At 40.4% G+C, this 12,486-nt stretch carries 11 protein-coding genes; 5 read left to right on the top strand and 6 right to left on the bottom strand.

Annotated features, from left to right (window positions below; genetic code table 11):
• Positions 1–46: 46 nt before the first annotated feature.
• Complete coding sequence (locus ACHSBP_RS04035) at positions 47–640, bottom strand: DUF2726 domain-containing protein (protein ID WP_010559613.1); 594 nt, start codon at positions 638–640, stop codon at positions 47–49.
• Positions 641–893: 253 nt separating this feature from the next.
• On the opposite strand from ACHSBP_RS04035, the gene ACHSBP_RS04030 reads away from it, so the two are divergent.
• Both ACHSBP_RS04030 and ACHSBP_RS04025 read left to right on the top strand, forming a co-directional pair.
• Entirely contained in the window at positions 894–2,732 is a 1,839-nt protein-coding gene (locus ACHSBP_RS04030; protein ID WP_010559614.1) for a cyanophycinase and related exopeptidase-like protein, read from the top strand.
• Between the two features lie 41 nt (positions 2,733–2,773).
• Positions 2,774–5,098: an ATP-binding protein gene (locus tag ACHSBP_RS04025; protein WP_395388197.1), complete on the top strand. Its 2,325-nt coding sequence runs from the start codon at positions 2,774–2,776 to the stop codon at positions 5,096–5,098.
• 4 nt (positions 5,099–5,102) lie between these two features.
• On the opposite strand, the gene arcA is transcribed toward ACHSBP_RS04025, so the two are convergent.
• The 3 genes from arcA to ACHSBP_RS04010 form a co-directional block, all read right to left on the bottom strand.
• Positions 5,103–5,816 (bottom strand): two-component system response regulator ArcA, encoded by a 714-nt coding sequence (gene arcA, locus ACHSBP_RS04020; RefSeq protein ID WP_010559616.1) that lies wholly within the window; start codon positions 5,814–5,816, stop codon positions 5,103–5,105.
• 434 nt (positions 5,817–6,250) lie between these two features.
• A complete protein-coding gene (locus tag ACHSBP_RS04015) occupies positions 6,251–6,760 on the bottom strand; it encodes a YfiR family protein (protein ID WP_395388196.1) in 510 nt (169 codons plus the stop codon).
• A complete protein-coding gene (locus ACHSBP_RS04010; RefSeq protein ID WP_395388195.1) occupies positions 6,760–8,409 on the bottom strand; it encodes an ATP-binding protein in 1,650 nt (549 codons plus the stop codon). The genes ACHSBP_RS04015 and ACHSBP_RS04010 overlap by 1 nt, the downstream gene beginning before the upstream one ends.
• 134 nt (positions 8,410–8,543) lie before the next feature.
• Between ACHSBP_RS04010 and ACHSBP_RS04005 the strand changes: the two genes are divergently transcribed.
• Positions 8,544–9,002, top strand: a complete 459-nt coding sequence (locus ACHSBP_RS04005; RefSeq protein WP_395388194.1) for a hypothetical protein — start codon at positions 8,544–8,546, stop codon at positions 9,000–9,002.
• Here the strand turns inward: ACHSBP_RS04005 and ACHSBP_RS04000 are convergent.
• Both ACHSBP_RS04000 and trmB read right to left on the bottom strand, forming a co-directional pair.
• Complete coding sequence (locus ACHSBP_RS04000) at positions 8,984–10,006, bottom strand: methyltransferase (RefSeq protein WP_395388193.1); 1,023 nt, start codon at positions 10,004–10,006, stop codon at positions 8,984–8,986. The two genes, ACHSBP_RS04005 and ACHSBP_RS04000, sit on opposite strands and share 19 nt — an antisense overlap.
• 4 nt (positions 10,007–10,010) lie before the next feature.
• Positions 10,011–10,736: a tRNA (guanosine(46)-N7)-methyltransferase TrmB gene (gene trmB / locus ACHSBP_RS03995; RefSeq protein WP_054981349.1), complete on the bottom strand. Its 726-nt coding sequence runs from the start codon at positions 10,734–10,736 to the stop codon at positions 10,011–10,013.
• Positions 10,737–10,899: 163 nt separating this feature from the next.
• On the opposite strand from trmB, the gene mutY reads away from it, so the two are divergent.
• Both mutY and ACHSBP_RS03985 read left to right on the top strand, forming a co-directional pair.
• The gene (mutY, locus tag ACHSBP_RS03990) at positions 10,900–11,958 is read left to right on the top strand and encodes an A/G-specific adenine glycosylase (RefSeq protein WP_395388192.1); all 1,059 of its coding nucleotides are present in this window, start codon (positions 10,900–10,902) and stop codon (positions 11,956–11,958) included.
• Between the two features lie 31 nt (positions 11,959–11,989).
• Positions 11,990–12,262, top strand: coding sequence for an oxidative damage protection protein (locus ACHSBP_RS03985; protein ID WP_054981351.1), 273 nt, complete (start codon positions 11,990–11,992; stop codon positions 12,260–12,262).
• Positions 12,263–12,486: the final 224 nt, after the last annotated feature.

The following is a 12,486-nucleotide window of genomic DNA, read 5'->3' as shown; positions in this document are numbered from 1 at the left end:
CAATGTGCGGGTTGTTAGCGGGTAAAGAACAACACGCTGTAAAAAATTAAACTTGTGCCAGAGCCGTTGACTGCGACTTAACCTGTGACGGAGACAACACTGCCGTAGGTTTACTGGTTGCTTTTCGAATAGGTGGTTTAGAATTGGTTACTTGTTTACCCAATTTAAATAATATGGCCTGTCTTACTTCTTGTGGCTTGTAACCCGTTTTTACTTTTATGCGAATAAGCGGTACACCGGCAGATTCTAACGCGCCATTTACAAACCAGTCTTTTTTCGCCTTGTGACCATTTTTACTAGCATTATTGACTAAGTCGATTGCTGCAACAATCTTCAAGCTTTCTTTATCCAATAATACGTAATCAAGCTGTTTATTTTGCGCTTTAGCAAGTGCACTGCGACGTGATTTGTCATCGGTGCCCGGTTGAAAATCTAAAATATCAACCAACCTAACGCGACTTACAATTTTGTAGTCAGAGCCAATCGCTTTTTCCAGCAAATTTAAAAACGCCGTTTCTACCTGAGTAAATAACGATTTTTTTTGTGTAAACGGGTAAGGATTTCCCGAGTGGGTAAATTTTGACGCAACAAACGCCGCCATAACCACTAACACTAGAATTAATAACGAAACAAGTTCCATAGATACTCCAAATCAAAACTTTGACGCAAACTTTTTCATAATGAATTAAGCAATAAAAGTGCCAAAACTTTATTACTACATCGATTGGGTTTTATGGGAATTTTGTTGGCTTAACAGCGCAACTACTTGTTACTCGCGCAGATACTGGGTAAAATTCGAAATTCCGTTGTGCTCATTCGAATTTGGGGTTTGCCGACTCGCTCTGTTCGGTATCTAGATTGACGCAATAAAATAACAATAAATGGTGTTACTTATGCGCTTCGCTCGACTTTGCTTGTTTAAAATGACAAATAAAAACACGTTTAGTAAGAACGTACAAACTTTTGTTAGTTCAATAATCGCAACTTCTTTTGTTGCGTTCACTCCTGTGGCGGCTGTTTCGGCTAACACATTACTTATGCTCTCAGACGACCTTAAGGTTTGTTCCAGTGAAAATCAACGTTTCTGTACTAAAGAGGGAAAAGAATCGTTTTCCGATGATGTAAAACAAAAAGCCATTTTTGATATTACCGATGAAGCACTGTTACGGGTTTCTGAGTATGCGTGGACTGAACAAGAAGAATTAAAGAAACAAGTTGCTGATATTCTAAAAGCGGTAAAACCTAAATTTGAAAGCAAAACATTAACGGAGCGCCAGTTTGTAAGAGCGCTGCGTGGTGTGTCAATTGAAGTTGGCACAGAAACGGTTTCAGGTCGTGATATTTGGCAAAGTCTATACGAATTTGAAAAGCGTAATCTGTTCGATTTGTTAGAGCAAAAGCAAGCTGAAAGTCGCTCAAAACGCAAAAAAACCGAAGTTAACTGGGCGCAAAGCACAAATTTAGAGGCAACACTTGCTTACCAAAAGTTATTTGATTTAAGTGTTGAAATTTCAGGTCCTAAGCGCAAACCGCGTATTGCTGTAGTAACAGGCACAGATCGCGACCCATATGCACGCGTTGACTATTACCTAGGATTGTTTGAGCAAATTGGTTTTGAAGCAACTTGGTTGCCAATTGATGCAGCAATGCAAACGGCTATTACGGCAAAAGAATATGAAAAGTCGTCTTGCGATAGTCTAGAAGAATTCCAAATAAAGCGTTTAGCGAGCTTTCGCCGTGAAGTACTTTACCCAGATTTATATCGTCAGCAAGTTAGTGAATGTAAAAAGTCGTCGCCATTAATTGACACCATCAAGCGAATGGATGCGATTTATATTGCTGATGGTAGCCCATTATTAAGTTACCACGCGTTTTACACGCCAACCGGTGCTCCAAGTGAATCGCTTACAAAAATCATTGATATGTTTAATAAAAATGAAGTGTTAGTTGCGGTTGAAGGCGGCAGTGTAAATGCGATCACTAATGCTAGAAAACCACTTAGCATTTTGGCGGGCGCTGTTAATGAAATTAATACGATTGTGCCTATGTCTTTCGCATCTGGCCATGACGCTTGTAGCTTAGGTGCTGATTGTATTGCACTTGAAAGCGAACGTGACTTTACAGTTGTTGAATCACCAATTCTACCATTACTACCGTTTGGTATTGTTGATACTCAAGTATCGAAACGTGGTAAACAATTACGCGGCCTACATGCGGCGCTATTCAGTGATAATCAGCGTATATTTGGTTTAGATGATAAAACAGCTGTCGTTGTTACCAATCAAGACAATAACCTTGAGCTAGAAGTGATTGGCTCTGGCGGTATGTGGTTGTTTGAAGTAAACAGAGAAAATAATGAAGGTGGTGTACGCGAGTTTACAAGTCACTACTTCACACATGGTGATCATATTGCAATGCGCAGCGGTGGGGTTTCAGTGGAGTTCCCGAGTTGGAAGTATGCAACTCAGTTAAATGGGTCTCAGCCACAAGTAACTTCAGCACAAGCGCTATCACGTAACAACTTCTTTAAGTTGAACGAAATGATGTGTCAAACAGGTGCTAAGCAGGCACTTGGCAACGACCGAATTAATGAACAAGACGTTAGTTTATCAATTGCACAAAGCAGTTCAGCATTGGCACGCTTAGGCGTAGCTAAAGTACGTGGCGGCGAGTTTAGAGTATGTTCGCTTTCGCAAGTTGCAAATAAGCTGACGGTTTCACCAAACCTATAACTTTACGTGGTGAGCTATAACTTGAACTATAGTTACATATTATGAATAGCTCACTTTCAAGCTTTTGGGTAATCGCCCTTAACCGATTAATTGACCGCCTTGGCACAGGTAAAGCTGGGGCGGTCATTTTTGTTTTAATTCAACTGATTGCGTTAGCGGTAGCCTGCACTTATTACTATATCTCGTTAGGCGAAGTGCCTTGGTTAGAAGTTGTGGGCATGTTGGTATTTGCCGCAATTCTAGCGCCATTATTTATCATTTCTATTTTTGATATTAACCATCAATTGAGCGCCTCCAATCACTATATTGAAAGTGCTACTAAACAAGAAAAATTACTTAATCAAAGCCTAAAAGAAAACATTCGTCGTTTAAATAATGAAATTGACGACAGAAAATTGGCATTCCAAGCAAAGCGCCGAGCGATTGAAGAGTTGCGCCGGGAAATTGCTGAACGTAAACGTACACAACAAGAGCTTGATGAGCAAGAAGTACTGTTACGCTCAATTGTGGATTCATCTCCCGACTTATTTTATTACCGCGATAATTCAGGCCGCTTTGCTGGTTGCAATAGAATGTTTGAAGAGGTGATGGGGTTGTCGTCAGAACAACTTATTGGACGTCGCGCGGATGATATTTTTGGCAAAGGGTTAACACCATCGGTACTTAATACCGATAACGAAGTTCAGCAAAACCATGTTTCTGTCACGCTAGATGTAAGTTGCCAAGTTAATAAAGAACTACGCTGGTTTGAAATGCGTAAAGTACCGTTCTTTAATCCAAATAATGAATACATAGGCCTACTGGGTTTTGGTCGAGATATCACATCGCGTAAGCGCGCAGAGCAAGATCTCGAAACTGCATATAAAGACAAGGGTAAATTTATTGCAACCCTGAGCCACGAGTTACGTACACCGCTTAACGGTATTGTCGGTTTAACTCGTATGTTACTTGATACCGAGTTAAACGATGATCAGCGCAGCTGGTGTAACACAGTGTTTTCGAGTGCGGAAACCCTTGGCAATATATTCAACGACATAATCGACCTCGATAAGGTGGACCGAGAGCAATTAGACATTGCATGTGAGAGCGTCAATCTTGCTGATTTTCTCAATGACATCTTTAATTTTGGCGGCTTAATCGCGCAACAGAAAGATCTTGAATTTAAAGTACACCAAGACGGCGTGTTTGATGTACATGTGGAAATTGACCCGACCCGTTTACGCCAGGTATTGTGGAATCTTATTAATAATGCGGTGAAGTTTACGCAGCAAGGAACCGTCACTCTCGATTGTAAACGCGTCTATCGCGGTCAGACGTCTTATCTCGAAATTAGTGTGAGCGACACAGGTATTGGTATCGCCAAGGACGAGTTAAGCCGAATCTTCGATTTATACTATAAAGTACCTGATTTATCAGGGGGCAATGCACTTGGCTCTGGAATTGGCTTAGCGGTGTCACGTGCACTTATTTTGGCCATGGAAGGCGATATTCACGTTGATAGTAATGTGGGAGAGGGTAGTACCTTTAATATTGAAATTCCATTGGTATTAACCGAGCAACCAGTGCAACAAGTTTATGACGGGCGCCCACTAAATATATTATTAGTAGAAGATGTGCCGCTTAACGCAGATATCGCAATTAACTTGCTAGAGCAGCGTGGTCACGATGTGATTTGGGCGGAAACAGGTGAAGATGCGCTTTCGTTTATTGAAACCGAAGATGATTTAGATTTAGTGCTGCTCGATATGCAGTTGCCCGACATTAATGGCGACCAAGTGGCGCGAATTGTGCGTTCACGTGAAGAGTTTGACCATTTACCATTAGTTGCATTAACTGCAAACGTGCGCCGCGCTGAGGAAGATTTAGCAGGTGTTACTATGCAAGGGTCATTGGCTAAGCCGATTAATACGCGAAAACTTGATGGAGTACTTGCAGAGTTATTCCCTCATTCAACCAAAGAGGTTGAAGTAGAAGATAAGAGTCACGATAAAAAGTCTACGCTGATTACAACACAGGATAGTGCATTACTGGATGTTGAAACATTAGAAGATTTTGTTGAGTCTATGGGCGCTCAGTCTTTCTTACGTGGTGTGCAGTTGTTTGAAAAGCTATGGCCAAATTACTTAAAAGAGCTGGAACAAGCCCTTGAGCATAAGCAGTACAGCGAATACAAGTCAGTTGCCCATAAACTAAAAGGTGCGGCAGGCTCAGTGGCTTTAAAAGTAGTGCAACAGCTTGCAAAGCGAATGGAAGATAATGCTGAAACTGCTGAGGATAGCCAATTAGCACAGTGGTTGATTGAGTTAGTTTCAGATATAGAAAAAGGGCTTAAAGCCCTTCATCAAGTATTGGATTTAGCTGATTAACTAATTAATCAATCTTACCAATAAAGCGGTAACCTTCACCATGAATTGTGCTGATAAGCTCTGGTGTGTTTGCTTCGCTTTCGAAATGCTTACGAATACGACGAATCGTTACATCCACTGTTCTGTCATTAGCGCGTAATTCACGACCTGTCATGTGCTTAATTAGCTGCTCACGGCTAAAGATACGACCCGGAGCGTCCAGCATTAAACGTAATGCGCGATATTCACCTTTAGGTAAGCGCTTAACATCACCTGTTGGCGAAGTTAAACAACGGCTATTTTCGTCAAGTTCCCAGCCATTAAAGGTAAGAAGACCAGAACTATTGCTTTCGATTTCGTCGCCATTTGAGTTAGTGCGCGTTAAAAGGTTACGTGCACGAATTGTCAACTCGCGTGGGTTGAATGGTTTAGTAATGTAATCGTCTGCACCAATTTCTAGACCAAGAATACGATCTACGTCGTTGTCACGACCAGTTAAAAAGATAAGACCAATATTACGTTGCTGACGAATTTCACGTGCTAAGATTAAGCCGTTTTTCCCTGGCAGATTGATGTCCATGATCACCAAGTTAATATCATCATTTTGTGAAATACGCTCGTGCATTTCTTCACCGTCAATGGCTTCTAGCACTTTGTAGCCTTCAGCTTCAAATAAGCTGACAAGATTTAACCTAGTTACGTCTTCATCTTCGACGATTAAAATCACAGGCGTTTGCATTCTTATTTAACCCTTATAGGTAAATTAAAATTATTTTCAGTAACTACTTACATTTTAGGATTATAGGGGCTAACACATTAGTAAACAAGTTTTCACGACTAGTGAAAGGGTACATTTGTGACCTTAGGGGGGATTTTGCAATAATTTGTCGAAGTTAAGCTTTATGATGCGGAATTTTAGCGTATTGCTTGATAAATTATGCGCACTATTTGGCATGTCATAACCAAGCATTGCATCGCACTCAAATATAGACATTAGTATAGTGTTTGCTTTAACAAGCGCGTTGAACAGAATTCAAATGCTACGTTTTTGTGTTGATTTATCGCTTATAGTTTGACGTTAACTCGTGCTTGACGAGCTTAATGCATTGTTGAACGCGCCAATAAGTCTAAGTGACCGCTACAACATGCCTTGTTCTCACAGACTCAGGTTATTTAGTAAGGTGCTACTTTTGCTAATGCCAATAAACGTGCATTAAAACTAATGATGTTTTCGTCCAACTTGGTTTGGTTGATGTGTATCCGTATTTTCTTTTGTTCCTGTACTAATGCCATAAGGGCGCCTGCGCTTAACGCTGACTTTTGTTCACCTATTGTAATTGTGTGGCTAGTGACTTTATCCAAATAGCTTCCGGTATTTTTGACGTCTTTTGATAAGTACAAATACGAGCACTGTTTTAGTTTATCTGAATTTAATGTATCAATAACCTGCAAGGAAAAGTTAAGTCTTTGACGTAGTACTTTTTGTTGCGCATTGATCAATTCACCAATTGGGCCTAATTGTTCCGCAAAACAAAAAGTTATTTCATAAGGTTTATGATTTGGCTCTGTGTAGCGAACAAAAGAAGGGAACTGCATTAAATAGGCTGCCCGCAATTGCTCCGCGGTTTTTGCCGATACAAATGAGCTGAATAATCCAATAATAACAAGCAGTAGCAAACGCATTACTGAGCTCCTTGTTTGATTGGTAATTCAATTATGAAATGCGCACCTGTTTGTGCTTCGGTATCGAGTTTAATGCTGCCATCAAGGGCTTGGGTTACCAAGTTATAAACTAAATGCAAACCAAGGCCACTGCCTCCCTCGCCACGGCGTGTTGTAACAAAAGGGTCGAAAATACGGTTGCGAATACTAATTGGCACACCATTACCATCGTCTTGGTAGTCAATTATCGTAGAATGTTCGTTTGCCGATACAGTGATGACGATATTGCCTTGTTGCTCAGGGTTAAATGCATGGATTAGACTATTGCTTATAAGGTTTTCAATAATTTGTTGAATAATTGGTGGCTTTGTCCAAACTTCTAGATGCGTGTCGCCTTCAATACTCACCTGATGTGGGAACTTAGTTAATTCACTGCTAAGTGTAGTGATTACCTGATTAATAAAATCATGAAGGTGGATTAACTTATCCTCTTGCGTTTCATGGGTAACAGCAAGTTGCTTAAAGCTTGAAACCAGTTCAGCAGCGCGATTTAAATTACGGTAAATCAAATCTAAGTTTTCAACACCATCTTCGATAAAACGACTCATATGAGATGAGGTGAGGGTTTTATTTTCGAAATTAACTCTAAGCTCTTCAAGCTTGTCTTTTAGCAAAGTAGAGCCAGTAATACCCAATCCAAGCGGGGTATTTACCTCGTGTGCAACGCCCGCAACCATTTGCCCAAGCGATGCCATTTTTTCGTTTTCGACAATTTTTGTTTGGTATTGGTGCATTCGCTCAAGCGTGCTGAGCAGTTCTTGATTGGCCTCTTTTAAGGCCTCTGTACGCTGGTTAACTTTCTGTTCAAGGTTTTGGTTTAACTGTCTTATTTCTTGCTCATCTTTTTTCTGACGTTCTAATTGCGCTAACGTTCTGGCAAATAAGGTATTGATACTCTTAGCCAACATATCAAGCTCAGTAATTTTGGCAGTAGGTACAATGACATCGTAATTTTTGTTTTTTGAGACATCTTTAACCACTGTACTGAGCGCTTCAATCGGACGTGAAAAGCGACGCTGAAAGGTGAGTGTTATCAGCAATACAGAAAGTAAAATAACAACGCCGACAACTACATCCACTGAAATTCTATTTTTTAGTGCTTCTTGAATCGGTGCATCGGTTCCCAGTATATACACATAACCGTCAATTTTAGGGTTAGCACTAATTACATTATCGTTGTCATCGGTTCTAATTGGATAAATTACTTCAATATTGTCGCCATCGATATTTGAGCTTACACGGTTAGTGAGCTTTTTGACTTTCGAGGCGATAGGAGGGTTTTCACCAGTGTTGTAGGTTGCAAAAAGTGAGATTGCACCACTAAACTCATCAACTTGATAAATGTGAATGTTTTTAATGTAATCAATCTTTTCATAGGCTTTTAACTGCTTATGCATTTCGTCTTGATCGAGAAAAACTACAGGCACATAAGCATTAAAAGAGATAATGCCGGCAATCGTATTTAGCTCTTCAATCAAGTTTTTTTTCTGATTAGAGACGTCTAATACTGTACTTACGATAACCGAAAGCAATATGCTTAAAGAGGTGATGACAATCACCGCACGGCTTAACGCCTTTCTAATTGTTATTGTTTTATGATTATTTTGCATATGGCATTAAGTTTTCAGGGTTAATTTCATATTACTGAGCGCCATCACGTTAAGCAAATTTATTAAATACGTAAGAATATAAATTGGCGCTATTGCAAGTTTAGACGTTAATTTGGTGGATAATCAATAAGGTTATGGAAAATAACAGTTTGGCATTGTGGCAAATATATCAAACAGCAAGATTTAGTCAGTTTTCGCACGACTCGCGGACTAACCGTGTTTTAGTCGTTTTGAGTGTTTGGAATGCGCACGGAAAAACCTGCTCTGCCATGCAAAATCGCAAACTGGCGGCCTTTGTTGCTGCGCTACTTAGAAAGCGAGGAATTCAGTTTCAAACTCTTTGGGGCGGCTCAGAAAATATGTGCTATCGCGAATTAACTTTTGCTTTTTATGTAAGCAATACAAACGATGCGTATGCCGTTGCAAGGCTAGCTAAGCAAAAGGCGTTTTATATTGTGAAAAATCGCAAACTTACCTTATGTGCGACAAATAAAGGCTTGTTGCCAAAAACGCTTGGCAACGTAAAAAAGTATTTGATTTCGGTGCCGAAAAGGCAGTTAATCTATGCTAATAATCAGGCAATTGCTGAATAAATCGTGAATTTTTTGTTGTCTTTTAGTTTGCTGAAGTCACCAAACTCATCACGCAATGCATCGGCATAGGGTAAAAAGCTGTTAGCAACAATGAGCAATTCACCGCGTTTATTTAAGCGCTTTTTTGCATCCGCGATAAACAGTTGGGTGATGTCGTAGTTAGTTGAAAGGCCAGTATGAAATGGCGGATTAGAGACAATATAGTCAAATTTTGCATTTATTGATGAAATACCATCTGCCAGCTTTAATTCGGCACTTACCCCATTTTTGGCAAAGGTCAGCTCTGCAGCTGCCAATGCAAGCGCACTTACGTCTGATGCAACAATCTTACACTCATCATAGTGCTTGGCTAAAAATGTAGAGATAACACCACAGCCGGTTGCAAAGTCCAGCAGCGTTTTAGGATTGTTTAGCTTAACTGTTTCAAGCAGCAACTCAGTCCCTTTATCAAGTTCGCCGTGGCTAAATACGCCTGGTAAAGTTACTAAGCTAAGCGGTGTTCCCGCAACATTGATTTCAAACTGTTTCGCGTAGCTGGCTAGTTGGAAATCAGGATTAACGGTTAAACCAGTGAACTGAAACAAACTGCAATGACGAGCTGAGTCAACTTTACGGGAAAATTGCGCATCTGCTTTGAGTTGTTTTACAACAGACTTAACGCCACCTTTGTTTTCACCAACTACCAATAAGCGTGTTGACTCTGTACTGATAGCACGAATGTTATCAAGCAACATTTGCGCTTCAGCTTTTGCTTTCGGATAGTAAAAAACCACCAAGTCGAATAGCTTTTTAGGCAAGCTAGCTGCAATTACTTGTTCAAAATTATCGTTTTGAAATTGGGTTCTGTTGGTTAATATGCTGGTAAACCCGGTGACAGATGCGTTCGGGTACAGGTCGCACAGCTGCTCAGCAAAGCCATCGTTTAAATGGTTTACTAATAAAATAGATTCGGCTTCTAAGTATTCTTGATTGCGAATTAATACTTGGCTGGCAGCTGATAGCATAGTGTTATACCTTTCTTTCGAACATTAAGTCCCAAACACCATGACCTAAACGGTGGCCGCGCTGTTCGAATTTAGTCAATGGACGGTCGTCCGGACGCGGTACGTAATCGTTAGTTTCTGATTGGTTTTGGAACTTTTCAGCCGCAGTCATCACTTCTAACATGTGCTCAGCGTAGTTTTCCCAGTCAGTTGCCATGTGGAAAACACCACCGATTTTAAGTTTGCTACGCAGGTTTTCAACGAATTCAGGTTGTACAATACGACGCTTGTGGTGGCGCTTTTTATGCCATGGATCAGGGAAAAATAACTGTAACTTAGCGAGTGAACCATCGGCAATACAGTCTGCAAGTACTTCAACTGCATCGTGCTCATAAACACGTAGGTTTGTTACGCCGGCTTCGCTTGCATCCATTAAACATGCACCTACACCTGGGCGGTGAACTTCAATACCGATAAAGTTTGTATCTGGCGCATTCTTTGCCATTTCAACTAAAGACTTACCCATACCAAAGCCAATCTCAAGTACAACTGGGTTGTCGTTGCCAAACACTTTGGTGAAATCAAGCAGGCCGTCTTGGTGGTTTAATCCCATAGTCGCCCAGTTATCTTCAAGTGCTTTTGCTTGCCCTTTGGTTAAACGACCTTCGCGTTTTACAAAGCTGCGAACTTTACGAATGTATTTACCTTCTTGTTCTGCTTGCTCTAAAGCAGTTTTAGATGTATCGCTCATATCTCACCGACGTTGAAAATTTGGTGGCGTATTATCCCCGCAACTTGCTTTTAGCTCAAGTAACCGAACGGCTTTTTTATAAGAAATAGCAACAATTCCTTGAATTTTCAGTTTGCCTTTATAGACTGGCGACGATTTTGATGAAATCTATTTAGGGTCGTGCGTGAAAATAGAAAAGAAAGAAAGAGAGTGGTTTTCTAACCAAGTGGTTGAATGGTATCACTTATATGGTCGAAAGACGCTGCCATGGCAACTCGGCAAAACGCCATATAAAGTATGGGTGTCGGAAATTATGTTGCAACAAACCCAAGTGATAACGGTTATTCCATATTTCGAACGCTTTATGGCAAGTTTTCCTACAGTGCAGGATTTAGCGCAAGCAGACGAAGATCAAGTGCTACATCATTGGACTGGTTTAGGGTATTACGCACGTGCTCGTAACTTGCATAAAGCTGCAAAGATTATTGTTGAGAAATACAACGGGCACTTTCCAGAAGACATTGATGAAGTTATTGCATTGCCAGGCATTGGACGTTCTACCGCGGGCGCTATTTTGTCACTATCTCTTGGCCAACATCATCCGATTTTAGATGGTAATGTTAAGCGTGTATTGGCGCGCTTTTTTATGGTGTCAGGTTGGTATGGTGAAAAGAAAGTAGAAACCTTATTGTGGCAGCTTTCAGATCAAGTGACACCAAAAGGAAATGTAGTAGAGTTTAATCAAGCCATGATGGACTTGGGAGCGAGCCTTTGCTCTCGTACCAAGTTTGATTGCGATCCTTGTCCATTAGTTGATAAATGTGGCGCACATAATGCCGAACGCGTAAAAGAATTCCCAAATCCTAAACCGAAAAAAACCAATCCAACAAAGTCATGCTTGATGGCAATTGTTAAAGTAAATAATCAAGTGCTAATGGAAAAGCGTCCATCATCGGGTATTTGGGGTGGGCTGTTTGGCTTTTTTGAATTTGCTAACGAAAATGAATTAGAAAATTGGCTGTTAAGCAATGGGTTGGCAGGTGAAAAAACATATCTAGATGAGTTTAAACATGTGTTTAGTCATTTTAATTTAATGATTACACCTGTTGTGATAAACGTTACTAAGCTGCCATTAAATGTCGCTGAAAAAGAGGTTTTGGCGTATAACTTAACGCAGCCACAAGAAGTGGGGCTTGCTACGCCTACAAAGAAAATAATTAAAACTTTAACCAGAAAAGGGTAAACTGAAAACAAAGTTTACAGTGAGATTGATTATGGCACGTACCGTTTTTTGTCAAAAGCTACAAAAAGAAGCAGATGGTTTAGATTTTCAACTTTACCCAGGTGATGTGGGTGAACGCATCTTTAATAACATTAGCAAAGAAGCATGGGCTCAGTGGCAACACAAGCAAACTATGCTAATTAATGAAAAACATCTAAATATGATGGACCCAGAACATCGCGGGTTTTTAGAGGAGCAAATGGTTGGCTTTTTGTTTGAAAACAAAGATGTTGAAATTGAAGGTTACAAACCGGTAGAAAAATAAAAAGGCGCCAATTGGCGCCTTTTTTGATTTTTGTTCGCTGCTATTAGGGTCTGTTGACCTTTCAAGTTCGTTTTTGCAGCAGTTTGATTGGGTTTTCTACAAGGCAGAGGCTGCGTGGCATAGTTATTCTATGTGAGCCAGCCGATAACACAGTAGAAAAGCCAATCAAGCGCTGCCGAACGGTTCTTTTGAGCGCACTTTTCTCATTGTTGCCTACATGGATG

Origin of the sequence: Pseudoalteromonas sp. XMcav1-K, assembly GCF_044005875.1 — a bacterium.
Lineage (GTDB): Bacteria > Pseudomonadota > Gammaproteobacteria > Enterobacterales > Alteromonadaceae > Pseudoalteromonas > Pseudoalteromonas spongiae.
Note: the sequence above shows the minus strand (reverse complement) of the source record. Positions and strands in the feature narration are given on the sequence as shown.

What these genes read in the sequence shown, in the direction of transcription:
- ACHSBP_RS04035 (WP_010559613.1), bottom strand. Translation starts at nt 640, where the DNA reads ATGGAACTTGTTTCGTTATTAATTCTAGTGTTAGTGGTTATGGCGGCG.
- ACHSBP_RS04030 (WP_010559614.1), top strand. Translation starts at nt 894, where the DNA reads ATGCGCTTCGCTCGACTTTGCTTGTTTAAAATGACAAATAAAAACACG.
- ACHSBP_RS04025 (WP_395388197.1), top strand. Translation starts at nt 2,774, where the DNA reads ATGAATAGCTCACTTTCAAGCTTTTGGGTAATCGCCCTTAACCGATTA.
- arcA (WP_010559616.1), bottom strand. Translation starts at nt 5,816, where the DNA reads ATGCAAACGCCTGTGATTTTAATCGTCGAAGATGAAGACGTAACTAGG.
- ACHSBP_RS04015 (WP_395388196.1), bottom strand. Translation starts at nt 6,760, where the DNA reads ATGCGTTTGCTACTGCTTGTTATTATTGGATTATTCAGCTCATTTGTA.
- ACHSBP_RS04010 (WP_395388195.1), bottom strand. Translation starts at nt 8,409, where the DNA reads ATGCAAAATAATCATAAAACAATAACAATTAGAAAGGCGTTAAGCCGT.
- ACHSBP_RS04005 (WP_395388194.1), top strand. Translation starts at nt 8,544, where the DNA reads ATGGAAAATAACAGTTTGGCATTGTGGCAAATATATCAAACAGCAAGA.
- ACHSBP_RS04000 (WP_395388193.1), bottom strand. Translation starts at nt 10,006, where the DNA reads ATGCTATCAGCTGCCAGCCAAGTATTAATTCGCAATCAAGAATACTTA.
- trmB (WP_054981349.1), bottom strand. Translation starts at nt 10,736, where the DNA reads ATGAGCGATACATCTAAAACTGCTTTAGAGCAAGCAGAACAAGAAGGT.
- ACHSBP_RS03985 (WP_054981351.1), top strand. Translation starts at nt 11,990, where the DNA reads ATGGCACGTACCGTTTTTTGTCAAAAGCTACAAAAAGAAGCAGATGGT.